This window comes from Microcoleus sp. FACHB-672 (assembly GCF_014695725.1).
Lineage (GTDB): Bacteria > Cyanobacteriota > Cyanobacteriia > Cyanobacteriales > Oscillatoriaceae > FACHB-68.
In genome coordinates this window covers 112,553-127,246 of sequence record NZ_JACJOU010000014.1, presented here as the reverse complement: position 1 = coordinate 127,246, position 14,694 = coordinate 112,553, and the positions used below count along the sequence as shown (strand labels likewise).

The following is a 14,694-nucleotide window of genomic DNA, read 5'->3' as shown; positions in this document are numbered from 1 at the left end:
CGGCTGGCGGGGGGGTCAGAGCGGTTGTATTTTTCCCTCTCTCCCCCTGTTTCTCAAAAGCACAAGTCCTGTAAGGGTTGCCCTTGTTAGATTTGTTCTCAGATATAAATAAGCGTGGCAGAATCTTTATAAAGAGAGATTCTGCCTTTTTCGTGGAAGTGAATGAACATTGCAGACTGCTACCGACTGTTGGGGTTGACTTCAAAAGCGAGTCAAGCGGATGTGAAGGCGTCTTTCCGGCGTCTGGCGCGGCTTTATCACCCGGATGTAAATACCAGCGACCGATTTGCCCATGAGAAATTTATTCGGCTGCATGAGGCGTATAAGGTGCTGTTAGAAGTTGCGAAGCCAGAACCCGAAGTGGTGAGGCAGCCGCAAACAACACCGGCAGCTAAAAAAGAGCCGGTGGTCACTGTACGCCGGCAGCCGGCGGCACCCCCAGTAACTCCCAAAGAACCTCCCAAAGAACCAAAGTTTCAAGAAAACTACCAACTGTCAGACTTTGAGCGGCAGATGAAGGAGAATTCGTACATACAGTTGCAGTATTTACTGAAATCGCAACGCTTTCCCCGTGCGATCGCACTGGTTGAAGGGTTAGCGCAACGTCTTCCCTACGATTCAGAAGTGCGGCAATGGCAGGCGATCGCCTATCAGCGCTGGGGTCGTCACTTGATTGGGGAGAAACAGCTCGATAAGGCAAGAGTTTATCTGAAAAAAGCCCTCCGTACCGACCCTCACAATCGTTCTTTGTGGTCTGAAGTGGAACGAGATTTTCGCCGGCTAGAGAAGATTTTTTGAAGTTCACTGCCATTTCAATGGTCTTCTGTACTTTGAAGATTTTTGACGACTTTAAAACGCTTAACAGCTGCACAGATTCAACTTTGCTTATTTTTATAAGTTTCAAGGTTTTTCTGCCAGTTTCAAAATCTAGGCTGGGCTGAGCAATCCAACATCTGAACGACTTATCTATGTTGAGTTTCGCGTTACTTTACCCGGCAAGCTCATCTGTTAGTTTCTTTTCTTAAATTGAGAGCATTCAGGGCAAAAAATGCTGTGCAGAAGGCATCGGCACTGAATTTAACGCGTGATGCCGGCTTCAATAATTATTGAGTGATGACACTAGGTAAAAACTTCTATTATCGTTATTTATTCTTTAACAATACTCAACATTAGCAAAGTCGGCTCACTCACCCCTCTTCCTGCCGAGTGAAGGCACTTCTATCTAAAGAATGAGCCTGATATTAAGTTTGTATGTGCTTTTTAATCAAAAATGCTTTACAGCAAATCGCGCCGAATGAAGTTAGGCTGGAACATTTTGCCCCCACAGGTTTGAAAGATATTTGCCTTTTAACCCTTATTATTTTGCTTTTTTTAGAAACTCATTCTTTTGAAAGAGCCATTTTCCTGTGAGATTACCTAGACTTAGTTCAGTAAGTAAAAAGTTTTGAAACTCTTAAAACAGCCATGAAACAACAAAGTAAACAGCCAATAAATCAACCAGTCAGCGAAGATTGGCACTCCCGCACAGAGCCGACAGCTAAGGAAAAAAACTTAACTGCAAATCCGGGAGATGTAATTTCTCCAGAGCCTCAAACTGTTGAAGAAAAGGCTAAACAAGTCGCTGTAGATTCACCTGATATTACAGGTGATCAGATTACAGTCCCGACTTACTTTATTGTGGAATACCCCGATGGTGAGAAAAAGGCACTCCATCACGTACACGACGCTGAAGCAATTTCTGATGTAATCCGACAAGCTCGCGTTGATGAAGATGGCAATAGAGTTTGGTGGTAATTTTCTGAAAGCCCTTGCTTAACGCTTAACAAGCAAGGGCTTTCCAATTTTTCCCTCTTCTGTTGGGTTTGCCGTTCAATGTTTTTAATTTGTGACAAAGTAAATCCTCTAATTTTAAATAAAAAAAATAGAGTCATTTTTTTATTGTTTGTTGCCGGCACAACAAATCCTTATCTATAAATTATGCAGCGCCACAATAATTACAGCCAATTTATATAGAAAATTTAAGGAAAACCAAATCTTTTTAAGTTTGAGGCGACAGCGATTGTATTTTAATCGCTTATAGTTTCAAATCGTTTGCGGTTGAAAAAACCGGCACCTGTTCCGATTAACTTTTTCGCCTTTGTTGGTTCACACCCTCAAAGCTAGGCAGTTTTTGCTGAAATCACCAGATCCAGCAGGGTGTCGGCAATCGCACTTAAGGGAAGAATTAAATCTACTTTTTCCGTAGCAATGGCAGCCTTTGGCATACTGAAACACTCGCAACTAGCCTCATCCTGAGCGATCACGAAGCCACCATACTTTTTAATGGCGACTATCCCCAAAGCGCCATCGCATTGATTGCCAGTCAGTACAACTGCAATCGCCCGTGTTTTAAAACTGGCTGCTACCGAGGTAAACATTTTATTGGCAGCGGGGCGCACAAAATTCACCTTTGGTTGATTTGACAAACGTAGTGTCTTGTCTGCCTTAACGATCAGGTGCTTGTTGGGAACAGCAGTGTAAACCGTTCCTGGGCGTAGCCGTTCCCCGTCTTCTGCCGGCTTAACGCGCAAAGCCGTTCGCCTCGTGAGGATTTCAGCCATATAGTTAGGGTAATCGGCACTGAGATGCTGCACTATAGTAATCGCAGCGGGAAAGTCTGCCGGTAAGACAGATAAAATCTCGCTAACTGCTTTTAGCCCCCCCTGAGAAGCGCCGATTGCGATTAGAAAGAAATCGGCAGCGGGGAAATCAGATAAGATTGCCGATTGTGCCTGCTTGATCACGTTTTTTTCCTTGATAGATAGCTCACCAATGCAAGCTATGGGCTAGTGAACTACCTATCATGACAATTTCCATTAAATTACTCATTCTTAGAAATCAGCTTGATTCCTACTAATCATGGGTAATTCTGTGGGATTTATCTAACTCTTTGAATTGGCACATAGACTAGCAAACTATTACTATTATACCTTATGCACGCTAGCGAACATAAGGAAATTGCAAAAGCATAGAGTCTTTACCGGCAGCCGGCGACCAAGGCAAATCCTGGGCGTGCGTTCTGTCAGGTGGTAGCAGGATGAAGATTACAGAAGAAAACTAGGAGACGATTAAACTGTTTAGCTTAGTCCCTGCAACCCTTTCTCTTTTAAATTCTTCTCAATGTGCTGCACTTCCTCCAGCGTTTCTCCAGCAACAATCCCGTAAATATCGGTGTGAATTTTTCCGTATTTAACCTTATCTAAAGCGGACAAAATGATAAAGTCTTTGCGCTCTAGTTCTGGCTTCAGGGTGGCTAGAATCGAGTCTAATGTGCCATCCATTCGGTAGTCACTGGAATATTTTGCCACCTCCTTTCCTAGCCCTAGCAGAGTATGGCGTTGCAAGCAAAGGGGAGTTGAACCATTGACTCGGAAATTGGCATCGATCACATACATCTGTCCGTCTTTATCTTCAAGGACATCGAAGCCAATAACACCAAAATATCCCTGTTTATTTGCAGATTGGCCAATGGCGGCAATCATGTCATAGAATTTGGTCATGTCGGTTTGCCGGTAGTCAATTACTCCCCCTAAATAGCTACCTTCTGGGGTAACAAGTTGGCCGGTTGTGCCGATGAGCGTAATATCTCCCGCCTTACTGACGTAGAACTGCACGCAGTAGTTTTCCACGACATTCTTGACGAATTCCGAGACAATAATCGTATCGAGCAACTTAATATCGAGATATTTCTTCACTTCCCGCAAACAGTAGTCTAGCTCGCTGTCGCTTTTAATAATATAAGTGCCTTCTCCTGATAGTCCGTGAGAGGTTTTAATTAAGAAGGGAAATTCCTCTGGTAATACAATGTCTTCGATACTGATTTCGTGCAGGTTGTAGCTTGAAAATTTCGGGCATTGCACCCCCAATTTGGCTAGGGTTGCTTTGCTGAGCAAGTGGTAATGATTGTCTGGATGGACGGCGTGTTTTTCAGGTTTGAGATGATCGAAGGGAAATAAACTGATGAGTTTGTCAAACTCATCACTCTCACTAAGCTCATCAAGATACGTCGCGCAGTCTATTCTCTTCATAATATTGGAATAGCTAAAGCCAAAATGCTCGCGCCAGTAGTCAAGCAGCGAATTTGGCGGATCGGTGATAATAATCCCTGGAATGGCATCACCTAGCACCGCCAGATTTTTCCAAGGTTCCTTCTGGCAAATCTTGTCGAAGGTGGTTTTAGTGGCTTCACTACTGCCGTCTTGAATAAAATATTTCTGCCGGTTGGGGTAAGCCGCCCAGCTTGCAGTTGCAGGGTAATTTAGTAGGAACGCATAACGCGCATCCGTGATGTCTTGAGCAAACAAATCGGAAAAAGAATTACCCTGAAAATATTTAAAGTCGGATGTTGAGTTCATAAAAAGAAGGCTGCAAACGAAATAATAGGTATTGTCTCAACAAGTGATTTTTCTATCATCTCCCTGTGGGCTATTTAGGTAAAACCAGACAAGGGAATAAGTATTCCTGTAGGGGCGGGTTTCGACAAAAAATCCTCTTTCAGAGTGAAAGAGGATTTGTTAAGCCTGCGCCTACCGGCATAAATAAATAGCCCTGAGCTTTACCCAAATGCTTCTACTTATTCGTGTTTGGTCGCTTTAGGCATCTACACCGTAAGCGAGCAAGCTCGATTATTCCGAGGGTGAGTGAACCGTCATCATCTCTTTTGTACCGGAGGGAACGCCTTGTGCTTTTGAGCTATATTCTTCTTCTTTGCTAATAAACGCAGCCGGTTTGTCCATGTCTTGCGTCATATAAGCAACTGCCATGTGATCTGAGTTGTACGCCCAGCCAATGCGTCCCTGCCGGTCTACGAGGATGCAGCCGGCCTCTCCTTCAACCTTAGAGATCAAAGTGTCAATTGCCTTCCGCGATGCTTCTTCTGGATGGGTATCTCCCGCCATAAAATCAATCGCCGTTTTGGCAAGAACCACTGGGATAATTGACTCGCCATCACCTGTGGTTGAGCAAGCGCCCAGGTGGTTATCAGCGTACAAGCCACAGCCAACCAAGGCAGTGTCACCAACACGACCCTGTGGTTGACCTGTTGTGCCCCCAGTTGAGGTGCCGGCAACGACAGTGCCGGTGGCATCTATCGCCACACAGCCGACGGTGTTGGGGCGATCAAGAACTTTCTGCTCCTCTTCCCACTCCTGCCGCTGCTCCTCACTAATCAAATCTTCTTTTGGACACATCTCCAACCCATGTTCAGCAGCAAAGCGTTCGCCACTGCGCGCGACTAATAACCGGGCTTTTTCATCCATAATCTTGTGTGCAACTGAGATGGGATGGCGCACCCCTTGAACGGCTGCCACTGCCCCCCAACCTAACTTGGCACCTTCCATCATCGCCGCGTCTAGCTCAACTTCTCCCTCACTGTTGAGGGTTGCGCCAAAGCCGGCGTTAAATGTCTGGTCAGTTTCCAGAACACGGATCGCCACCTCAACGGCTTCTCCGGCACTGCCTCCACTGCGAAGCACTGCCCAGCCCGCTTCTACTGCTGCGATGCAGCCGGCGTGGTTGGCATCAATCTTTTCGTCTGTGATGGTTTTTGCTCCACCATGAACAATAATACTGAGAGTCATTTGTAGCTCCTTATTTTGAACCTGAGTAAACTTTTGTAGATCGTCGCAATTGACGTAAACCTTATTCTCTGGTGAACCACCAAGCCCAAGCGGCTAAAAGCGCCTGAAACGGAAGTCGCAACCAAATCAGTGGCGGATCGTGCGGCAGCGCTGGAACTTCAATGTTATTGATCGCCTGATAAAGATTGGCTGGAAAAACAGCAATAAAAAGTACAGCGAGAAGCCAAGCAGCGCTACGACTAACTTGAGGAATTAATAATCCGACTCCACCCAAAATTTCCAGAAATCCGCTGATGTAAACCTGTGCCAGATGATAGGGAAGAAAGGCGGGCACAATTTTCTCAAATGGTTCTGGGCTGGTAAAATGCCACGCACCGATGACTACCATTCCTAGGGCAAGTATGATTTGGAAAACTCTTTTGTACCGCTTCATAGCTGAAGGCTGTTTCAGAGAATATCTTTAAATAGGATCGGGTCAGCTTTTATTTTTGAATTTTCACATCTAAATTTTCACCTCTGAGATACAGTCAACTTGGTTTTGTGCCAAATTTCTAAGCCTCAAGAACTGCTGGCGCATCATGAGTAAATCTCCCCACGGCAGCACCCAGGGCATCCATGATAAAAAGCGATTTCTCGGATAGAAAATATGCCCTTTGAGAACAAGGCGGCAAGTGTCTTGCGTCACCGGAAAAACGACATAACTTGCAACGATGTTGCCAAACATTGCGATGGCTAGTTTGTCATCCATCACTAGGGTTAAATGCCGATTTTCTTCAAACTCAACAAGTTTAAAGATGCCCATCACTCTTTGACCAAGCGCTAGATTTTCTACTCCGGGGAGCAGTTGTTCTGGACTCGGACGATCTGAGAGCGACGCTTGAACGTTGAAAAATATCTTTTCGAGCCGGTCAATCCAGTCGTAACTGTAAGATGCAACTTTTAGTTGGCATAACCACCGGAATAAAATAGGAGCCGGTGCTTTTACATCTATCGCTCGGAAATACGCCTCGTCAGAACTATCAACGTAGCGGTCGCAAGGGAACGACATTAATCTTTCTTCAGGAGTAGAACCCCAAGTTTTTGCAACGCCTTGTTCCATATTGATATTGGCTATCGGTTCATTAAAATGCTTCCTAATCTTTAGGCAATTAGGCGTTTTCAAATGAGCCGATAATTATTAATGTTAGCGATTCTTGATAAATTTTGATATTACTCTGAAGAGAGAGTATTCTCAATCACAGATAGATTTCATACTAGGGACATTTAATCGCCAGACGAGAGCGTAGTGCTGCCAGCTTTGAGAATCAGCACACAGCTATGCGCGTGTGTGATCGCGTTATCCATCACCTTTTGCAGGGCTGCGTTCAAAGGAATCTGGAGTTTCTCTATGGTTTCCGTTCCCTCTTGATGGGCTTGTCTAAACGTTAACTGCTTTGCCAAAAATAGATAAACCGGACAATGCACAATCGAGGTATCTAAATCAAAGAATCCCAACTCGATCCATTCATCTGCTTTAATTCCCAATTCTTCTTCAACTTCTCGCTTTGCTGCATCCAATGCCGGTTCATTTTCCTCAAGTGCACCGCATACCACTTCGATACTCTCTTTTCCAAGTGCGTAGCGAAATTGCCGGGTAAGATATACAGTGCCGTCGCTATCTATTGGTAGAATAGCAACAACGGCTTTCATCTTGACGGTCGCGTACATACCCGGTTTCCCGTCAGGTTGAAGAACTTGATCTTCACGAACATTTATAAACGAATTTTCGTATTTTTGAGAAGTTTCTTCTATCGTCCAAGGGCCGTGTTTTTGACTCATGATAAATTCCCTAATTATTCATGTGCGTTAGGCTGCCGGCAGCCTAACGCTATCATCTGTATTTATCTGCATATATCTGTCGGCACGCTAACGCTATCATCTGCGTTCATCTGCGTGCATCTGTGGTTAAAAAATCCGAAACCCCTATCCAGATGCCCTGTGTAAGACTGTTGAAAAATCACTCCAAAGCCTGCTTAATTCGACCGTAAGAAGATAGAAACACAACAAAGAGAATGGCAAACGTCAGATCAATGACGCCCGGAATTAAATAAAATGGGTGAACATTGCCGGCCAACGTCTGATAAGCCAGCACCCCAAATACAGAAAATTGTGCGTAAATTCCAAGCTTTACGATGTTGTGATTGCGGGAAATGTCGTTGCCAACCCACCAATAGCCGATCCCAATCACAATTACCAACACAAGAAATAGTTGTAAATATTCAGGGTTAGTCAGAGGTTTTTCACCAAGTAACTCACGAATCCAGCGATCTGCAAACAGCAAAGCCAGAGATTCGACCCAATTGATCACAGCCTTGAGGTAAAATATGTACTTCCACGTCGTTGGATTGTTCATAATTTGCACAAATTGGGATAGTTTTACTTAGCTACAAACTTTTGTTTTAATGAGTTGCAGCAGCCATTTCATCTTGCAGCCGGCTTTTAGCATTTTTAAATTCGCTAGCCATTTGCTTCTGCTGTTCATCGCTGAAGTTGTTGCGGAGTCTGGGGAATATATCGCTCTCTTCTTGATCGATATGAGTTCGCACCGCAGTTCTTAACCGTTCAATCGCTGCTTTAAATTCAGATGAAGCCGGATCGAGAGGTGTGATCTCGTCTAACATCTCCATCACTTCATCCGTCTGTTCGTAAATTTCTTGCGTGTGTTCATAATCAGAACGAATTGCCGGATAGACAACTTGTTCTTCGGCTGTACCGTGAGCTTTGATGTCTTTATAAAGTTGCCCAAAATACTCTTGGATTTTTTCAGGATCGTCAGAACCTAAAATTTCTGCAAATAGAGTATCAGCCTTAGTATGATCCATGAGGAGAAGATCACGAATGCTCATCTCATCATCGGTGCGCGTTATTACACTGCCGGCAACTCCAGTAAATGCTGCAACAGCATCTTGAACCCGCGCCCAAATTCCCTGATGTGGCTCAAGTCCGGTTAACTCACGAACACCCAAAATCTCTAGGATTCCTTTGAGTTGCTCTTGATGGGCGCGGTTCTCGAAATTAACAGTATTTAAAGGTGTGATCGCAGTTTCAACATCAGCACCAATAATTTGAGCAGCTTTGTGAATTAACAGTCCCGCCATTGTCTGCCGGTGTTTGAGTAATTCCTGCTGAGATACTTTCTCAAACAAAGTTAGCTCAGAACCTTTCATGAGTTTCTGAACTTCCTCAATCATCTGCTGGGTTGTTTCTTTTTGCTCTGCCTGGACACCGTACTGAACAATCACCGTATCAAGAACGCCTAAATTTTTTTCATCGTCCTCGACCATCTTTTGCAAGCGCTTACGAATCTCATCATCTGTACAATCCTGAATGAATTGCTGCTCATTGCTAATCAGTAGATTTTGCAATGCTTTCATCTCTGACAATTTTGTGGCAATTGCAAGGCGCTTAGTGTCATCAAGAGTTTCTACCATTTTTGGTTATCCTCTAACAATTATGAAGTCATTAAAATGAATGCCGGCACAACCGGCTCCTTCCTACATTTCGGCAAGTACCGGCGCTGAAGCAGCTTCATCAATCAGCTGGATCATTCGCTGCCGCAGAGTCTCTAAACCTAAGCGTTGAGTGGCTGAAATAAACACGGCTTCGGGATAGGTTTGTTGAGCTTGCGCTAAAGTTTCACTATCGACTTGATCGATCTTGTTAAACGCAATCAAAGCTTTGCCGGGAAGCGCCGGCATTTCTCCTAACACTTCGTCTACTGAATGGATATGACTTGTCCAAGCTGGATGGGAAAGATCGACGACATGAAGCAACGCATCAGCCTCCGTCACTTCCTCTAAAGTAGCTCGGAAAGCATCCATAAGTGGTGGCGGAAGTTCGTGAATAAACCCTACGGTATCTGTTAGCAGAACTGACTGCCGTTCCTGGGTTTCTGGATCTGTAATCACCAGCTTTCGCGTAGTCGGATCTAAGGTAGCAAAGAGCTGATCCGCTGTGTAAACCTCAGCATGAGTTAACACATTCAGCAGCGTTGATTTACCGGCATTGGTATAGCCAACGACTGCAATCGTGGGAATTTCTTGCTGCTGTCGCTGCTGCCGCAAACGCGCACGATGCGCTTGTAATTGATTAACTTCCTGCTGAAGTTGGGCAATGCGTCGCTGAATGACTCGCCGTTCCGTCTCTAGTTTCGTTTCACCCGGCCCTCGCGTCCCGATGCCGGCACCTAACCGAGACATCTGCTGACCCCGTCCTCTCAGCCGAGGCAGCATATATTCTAGTTGCGCCAGTTCGACTTGCAATTTGCCGGCCTGGGATTGAGCACGTTGAGCGAAAATATCTAAAATGACTTCTGTGCGATCTACGACTGGGATGTGAATCTGGGCTTCCAGGTTGCGGACTTGAGAGGCAGAGATATCTCGGTCAAAGACAATCAAATTCGCTTTCAACTTATGCGCTTGCAGAGCAATTTCTTCTATTTTTCCCTCCCCCACAACGGTTTGAGGATGGGGGCGCGATCGCTTCTGCTGTATCGTGTCGAGTACGGTTCCCTTCGCACTTTCAACTAAGCGGGTTAGTTCTTCCAACCCATCTTGAAAGCGTTGCACAGAAATATCATCCGTCATTAATCCAACCAGCAGAACTTTATCTTCGTCAGTGCCGGCTTCCTCAAACTGAAATGCGCCGTAGCCTGATTGAGAAAAATCACTTTCCCATTCATCTATTAAGTCGCCAAAGTCTTGTTCGCTGAGGTCATCTAAACTCAGAGGTGGAGAAACGCTCCAGGATGTTTCAGTATCGGGGATTAAATGAGCCAAGAAAGCTTCTTTGACATAGCCGGTTGCTCCTTTTCCCGGTCGTTCAACACCTTCTTTTGTTAAATTTAAGACCACTAAAGCGTCTAAGCGCTGCCGTGCCATTGCTGTTAGTGCGGCTGTGTCTGGTGGATCTGATTTGATTTGAGTGGCAATACAGCGAATTCCACTCAAGCGTTCAGCGCTATGCCGGGGCAATTGTTGGGGGGCAATTTGAGTTTGGCTGGGTGTCCCTACTGCGACTCGAAACACCTGTCCACGCCGGTTAACATAAGCACACACCGGGTGATGAATTTCTGTACTAACTGCTGCGAGGCGCTGGGCAAACTCAGCCGTAATTGCGCGATCACTGGGTTCCCGATGTTCGTATAATCGCTCTAGTTGCTTGATATGGCTGGATTTTAATCCTTGAATATGTCCGTAAATAGTTTCCATAAGCCGAAATAGAAAATTGGCTGTTAAATCCATAAATTCTATATTGCCTGAATTTCTTTTTAAACTTATCTTTCTTTGGGTATAAGTGCAGTGCAAAAACGGTTGTATCCGCTGTAACTCTGCCTTGAAAATCTTGGGGTGAAAGCGGACTGAACCAAACTCATCTATTCCAGGACTGTATGGAATCTCACCCTCGCTCTCCTGCTTTTTTGGTAAAAATTAAACCTTTTAGCTGATTCATTGTTTTTAATAATCAGAATGAATTTTGATTAATCATCCAAATATTTTCCAAGAAGGGTTTTATAGTATCTTTAAATTTTTCTCTCAGTAAATTAATAAGATAAATTAACACTTATTAATATTTATATATTTTAAAAGTGCGGCTTGAGAGGATATATTTTCCCAGTTTTCTTGAAACTGATTGGAGTAATAATAAGAAGCATGAAGGGCACCTCAAGTAATCCGTGAAACAATAAAGGTGACGGATGTATCCCTCTCCTAGGGAGGATGGCCAGAGCCGCGACCTCTAGGCTATTGTCGGTGAGGATTCACCAGAGTGAATTGTTAAAGTCGCCGGTAACAACTAAGTCCTTTAATAGAGCGGATATGGTGTTAGGCAAAGCGTCTTGGCAAAAAATAGGAGAATTGTAGCAGTGCATCAGTGAGCCAATATGGACTTCCCCCTAGCGCGGCAATTTTTTTATAAAGAAATTTATCAGCCAGATCCACAAATTGATTTGGCGAAAGCTTCTCTGTACATAGCTCAAGAAGAATATCCAGAACTCGATCCGGCAGAATATCTTGATGCGCTCGACACGATGGCATCTGAGGTGGGAGATCGCCTGCCGGCTGAACGGTATCCGATGCGGATTATCCAAGCCATCAATCAATATCTCTACGATGATTTGGGATTCACCGGCAATGGTGAGAATTATTACGATCCGCGTAATAGCTTTTTCAATGATGTAATTGATCGGCGCACCGGCATCCCCCTCACCCTATCGCTGGTGTACCTGGAACTGGCGCGGCGTCTTGACTTTCCGATGGTCGGCGTCGGAATGCCCGGACACTTCCTGATCCGTCCAGACTTTGAAGGTGCCGGCATCTATGTGGACCCCTTCAATCGGGGCGAGGTGCTATTTCCAGAAGATTGCCAGCAACGACTCGCCCAAATTTACGGTCAGCCGGTGCAGCTACTGCCGGCATTTCTAGAACCCGTGGGCCGGCGACGCTTCTTAGGGCGAATGCTTTCCAACCTCAAATTAATTTATCTCAACCAAGGAGATGTCTTAAAATCTCTGGCTGCGGTTGAGCGAATTCTGCTGCTGTTTCCAGGTGCGCCCATCGAATTGCGAGATCGGGGCATCCTCTATTATCAACTGGGTCAGTGGCCAAAAGCTGTTCAGGATCTACAGATATATCTGACTCAAGTTCCGGGTGCAGAAGATGGCAGTGTGATTCGCAAGTTACTAGAGCGAATGCAGGATAACAGTTAAGCGAATCATCAAGTTCGCAAGCCTTGGGAGGCTTCCTCCGCCACGCGTTTAAGCCGGCGCAGTTGGGCTTGCATATCCTCACGCGTCCAAGTAGCAGCAAAACGATTGAAACCAAACCGAATCAAAGGATTGGGAATTTCAAACTCAAATCGGTTGAGCAGTTGCGTTCCTTTCGCTGCCGGTAGACATTCCCAGCGATCACAGCCTGAGAAAAATCCTTCAAACCCCCAGACAATCAGCCCCGGCTCCCGCTCCAGCACTACACTCTTTAATGCCGGCTGTATTAAGGGAATTTGAATGACAAATCGGCTCTGGGCACCCACATCGGTACTCCACTCGCCGATCGGCTCACACCGCAAAGCCGGATTTAGCCAACGGTGCATGAAAACGTTATCCGTGATACAGCGCTCAACCACGGTTGCACTAGCGTTAATCTGGATTGATTGCTCGAAAACTTGACGAGATGACATCCTAACCCTCAAGCTAGAGGCGTATATCACGATTTTCGTATTTTTTCTGCTGAAACTAACCTTAACGCGAGAAAACCATGAATGGAACATCGCCAAGTATTACACAAATAATAGGCATGAGGATGCCTATCTCATTGACTGAGTTTTTGGCACAAGCCAGACCGGCCACCAACCGAGCTGGGGAAATTCTCCCCGGCGTAAACACTAACAACCTTGCACCCTACCTCATCAATCTCGGCATCGCAATCGCCATCTTGGTGATTGGCTGGCTCATCGCCACCATTGCTGCTGCCGTGGTAGGGGGACTGCTCAAGCGCACCAACATCGATAATCGGCTAGCCGGCTGGGTAACAGGTCGCCCGGATGACCCAGATGGGCTACAGGTAGAGAAGTGGATTTCCACTGCGGTTTTTTGGGTGATCATGATATTTGTCTTGGTGGCCTTCTTCAACCGGCTCGATCTGCCGGCTGTTTCGCAACCACTAAACACATTTCTCACTCAAGTCACCGGCTTCTTACCCAAGTTAGTCGGAGCTTTGATTTTACTGGCCATCGCATGGGTGATTGCCACTATCTCAAAACTCGTGGTAACGCGAGGATTGCGAGCATTTGGTTTGGATGAGCGCTTGAATCGGCAGGCCGGCACCACACCCGGAACGAACCAACTGATGCTGAGCGACACCCTCGGCAATGCCCTGTATTGGTTCATCTTTTTACTGTTTCTCACCCCAATCCTAGATACCTTGGGATTGCAGCAGGCACTCGCACCCGTGCAAAACCTGCTCAATCAAATCCTCTCAGCACTTCCCAAGATTCTAGAGGCGATCATCATTGCCGCAGCCGGCTGGTTACTGGCTCAGGTGGTACGTCGAATTGTCACAAATCTGTTAGCCGCCACCGGCACAGACCGATTGGGAGCACGCTTTGGCGTCAGTCAGACCACTGGCGGCCAGTCGCTTTCCTGGATTATTGGCACCATCGTCTATGTCTTAATCCTGATCCCAACCGCGATCGCAGCCCTCAATGCTTTGGGGATTGAGGCCATCTCCAGGCCGGCGATCTCGATGCTAACCCAGATTCTCAACGCCATCCCCCAAATTTTCACAGCGGCGCTGGTTCTGATTGGTGCTTACCTCTTGGGCCGTTTCGTGGCAGATATAGTCACCAACATTCTCACAGGTTTAGGCTTCAACAACATCTTCCGCTGGCTGGGTTTGGATACCCGACCCGTTAATACTCCTCGTCGGCCCGTCACGCCGCCACTTGATCCAAATATTCCGCCAGACTACCAACAACAAACCGTCATTCAGGACACCACCCCCGCCTCTACCACGCGGACACCTTCTGAATTTGTCGGCATTGTCGTACTCGTTGGCATCCTACTTTTGGCAACAGTTGCCGCCACCAATATCTTAAATATTGGGGCACTCACAGCCATTGTCACCGGCCTTGTCATCGTTGCTGGCCGCATTCTGGCTGGGTTAGTGGTGTTTGCCATCGGCTTGTACTTTGCCAACCTCGCCTTCTCCCTGATTACCAGTTCAGGTTCTCATCAAGCGCGGATACTTGGTCAAATCGCTCGCATTGCGATCATCGCCTTGGTGTCTGCAATGGCACTGCAACAAATGGGCATCGCCAGCAACATTGTCAATTTGGCATTTGGATTGCTGCTGGGTGCAATTGCCATTGCTCTCGCCCTCGCCTTTGGCTTAGGTGGTCGCGAGATCGCTACTCAGCAAATCCGGGAATGGCTGACCGAGTTTAAGCAGAGGAAGTAAGAAGATAGGGGCATGGGGCATGGCGCATGGGACTAGGAGGAGAAGGAAAGAATGCCCCATTCCCACCAATCCCCATAGCTTTA

14 protein-coding genes are annotated in these 14,694 nt (G+C 46.1%); 4 read left to right on the top strand and 10 right to left on the bottom strand.

All coding sequences use genetic code 11. The features are described 5' to 3' along the window. Positions 1-162 precede the first annotated feature (162 nt). Both H6F56_RS09960 and H6F56_RS09955 read left to right on the top strand, forming a co-directional pair. Positions 163-798: a J domain-containing protein gene (locus H6F56_RS09960; protein WP_190667373.1), complete on the top strand. Its 636-nt coding sequence runs from the start codon at positions 163-165 to the stop codon at positions 796-798. Between the two features lie 666 nt (positions 799-1,464). Next, positions 1,465-1,794, top strand: coding sequence for a hypothetical protein (locus H6F56_RS09955; protein WP_190667371.1), 330 nt, complete (start codon positions 1,465-1,467; stop codon positions 1,792-1,794). Positions 1,795-2,159: 365 nt separating this feature from the next. On the opposite strand, the gene H6F56_RS09950 is transcribed toward H6F56_RS09955, so the two are convergent. The 9 genes from H6F56_RS09950 to hflX form a co-directional block, all read right to left on the bottom strand. Then, positions 2,160-2,783, bottom strand: a complete 624-nt coding sequence (locus H6F56_RS09950; protein WP_309236490.1) for a chemotaxis protein CheB — start codon at positions 2,781-2,783, stop codon at positions 2,160-2,162. Positions 2,784-3,116: 333 nt separating this feature from the next. Continuing rightward, positions 3,117-4,394 carry an ATP-grasp domain-containing protein gene (locus H6F56_RS09945; protein WP_190667369.1) on the bottom strand — a complete coding sequence of 426 codons (1,278 nt, stop codon included), beginning with the start codon at positions 4,392-4,394 and terminating at the stop codon, positions 3,117-3,119. A 270-nt stretch (positions 4,395-4,664) separates the two neighbouring features. Then, positions 4,665-5,618 carry an isoaspartyl peptidase/L-asparaginase family protein gene (locus tag H6F56_RS09940; RefSeq protein WP_190667368.1) on the bottom strand — a complete coding sequence of 318 codons (954 nt, stop codon included), beginning with the start codon at positions 5,616-5,618 and terminating at the stop codon, positions 4,665-4,667. A 61-nt stretch (positions 5,619-5,679) separates the two neighbouring features. After that, positions 5,680-6,051 carry a DoxX family protein gene (locus tag H6F56_RS09935; protein ID WP_190667366.1) on the bottom strand — a complete coding sequence of 124 codons (372 nt, stop codon included), beginning with the start codon at positions 6,049-6,051 and terminating at the stop codon, positions 5,680-5,682. A 69-nt stretch (positions 6,052-6,120) separates the two neighbouring features. Then, on the bottom strand, positions 6,121-6,717 hold the full coding sequence (locus tag H6F56_RS09930) for a hypothetical protein (RefSeq protein WP_199312711.1): 597 nt from the start codon (positions 6,715-6,717) through the stop codon (positions 6,121-6,123). 164 nt (positions 6,718-6,881) lie between these two features. Further along, the gene (locus H6F56_RS09925) at positions 6,882-7,436 is read right to left on the bottom strand and encodes an NUDIX hydrolase (RefSeq protein ID WP_190667364.1); all 555 of its coding nucleotides are present in this window, start codon (positions 7,434-7,436) and stop codon (positions 6,882-6,884) included. A gap of 178 nt (positions 7,437-7,614) precedes the next feature. Then, positions 7,615-8,010 (bottom strand): hypothetical protein, encoded by a 396-nt coding sequence (locus tag H6F56_RS09920; protein WP_190667362.1) that lies wholly within the window; start codon positions 8,008-8,010, stop codon positions 7,615-7,617. Positions 8,011-8,056: 46 nt separating this feature from the next. Then, complete coding sequence (locus H6F56_RS09915) at positions 8,057-9,088, bottom strand: hemerythrin domain-containing protein (protein ID WP_190667359.1); 1,032 nt, start codon at positions 9,086-9,088, stop codon at positions 8,057-8,059. Positions 9,089-9,151: 63 nt separating this feature from the next. Continuing rightward, the gene (gene hflX, locus H6F56_RS09910) at positions 9,152-10,867 is read right to left on the bottom strand and encodes a GTPase HflX (protein WP_190667357.1); all 1,716 of its coding nucleotides are present in this window, start codon (positions 10,865-10,867) and stop codon (positions 9,152-9,154) included. Between the two features lie 671 nt (positions 10,868-11,538). Between hflX and H6F56_RS09905 the strand changes: the two genes are divergently transcribed. Then, a complete protein-coding gene (locus H6F56_RS09905; protein ID WP_190667355.1) occupies positions 11,539-12,363 on the top strand; it encodes a SirB1 family protein in 825 nt (274 codons plus the stop codon). An 8-nt stretch (positions 12,364-12,371) separates the two neighbouring features. Here the strand turns inward: H6F56_RS09905 and H6F56_RS09900 are convergent, their stop codons facing one another. Further along, positions 12,372-12,833 (bottom strand): SRPBCC family protein, encoded by a 462-nt coding sequence (locus tag H6F56_RS09900; RefSeq protein ID WP_190667353.1) that lies wholly within the window; start codon positions 12,831-12,833, stop codon positions 12,372-12,374. Between the two features lie 77 nt (positions 12,834-12,910). On the opposite strand from H6F56_RS09900, the gene H6F56_RS09895 reads away from it, so the two are divergent. Beyond that, positions 12,911-14,611, top strand: coding sequence for a mechanosensitive ion channel (locus H6F56_RS09895; protein ID WP_190667352.1), 1,701 nt, complete (start codon positions 12,911-12,913; stop codon positions 14,609-14,611). The last annotated feature ends 83 nt before the right edge of the window (positions 14,612-14,694 follow it).

Coding starts and splice junctions, on each gene's coding strand:
- H6F56_RS09960 (WP_190667373.1), top strand. CDS start 163: ATGAACATTGCAGACTGCTACCGACTGTTGGGGTTGACTTCAAAAGCG.
- H6F56_RS09955 (WP_190667371.1), top strand. CDS start 1,465: ATGAAACAACAAAGTAAACAGCCAATAAATCAACCAGTCAGCGAAGAT.
- H6F56_RS09945 (WP_190667369.1), bottom strand. CDS start 4,394: ATGAACTCAACATCCGACTTTAAATATTTTCAGGGTAATTCTTTTTCC.
- H6F56_RS09940 (WP_190667368.1), bottom strand. CDS start 5,618: ATGACTCTCAGTATTATTGTTCATGGTGGAGCAAAAACCATCACAGAC.
- H6F56_RS09935 (WP_190667366.1), bottom strand. CDS start 6,051: ATGAAGCGGTACAAAAGAGTTTTCCAAATCATACTTGCCCTAGGAATG.
- H6F56_RS09930 (WP_199312711.1), bottom strand. CDS start 6,717: ATGGAACAAGGCGTTGCAAAAACTTGGGGTTCTACTCCTGAAGAAAGA.
- H6F56_RS09925 (WP_190667364.1), bottom strand. CDS start 7,436: ATGAGTCAAAAACACGGCCCTTGGACGATAGAAGAAACTTCTCAAAAA.
- H6F56_RS09920 (WP_190667362.1), bottom strand. CDS start 8,010: ATGAACAATCCAACGACGTGGAAGTACATATTTTACCTCAAGGCTGTG.
- H6F56_RS09915 (WP_190667359.1), bottom strand. CDS start 9,088: ATGGTAGAAACTCTTGATGACACTAAGCGCCTTGCAATTGCCACAAAA.
- hflX (WP_190667357.1), bottom strand. CDS start 10,867: ATGGAAACTATTTACGGACATATTCAAGGATTAAAATCCAGCCATATC.
- H6F56_RS09905 (WP_190667355.1), top strand. CDS start 11,539: ATGGACTTCCCCCTAGCGCGGCAATTTTTTTATAAAGAAATTTATCAG.
- H6F56_RS09900 (WP_190667353.1), bottom strand. CDS start 12,833: ATGTCATCTCGTCAAGTTTTCGAGCAATCAATCCAGATTAACGCTAGT.
- H6F56_RS09895 (WP_190667352.1), top strand. CDS start 12,911: ATGAATGGAACATCGCCAAGTATTACACAAATAATAGGCATGAGGATG.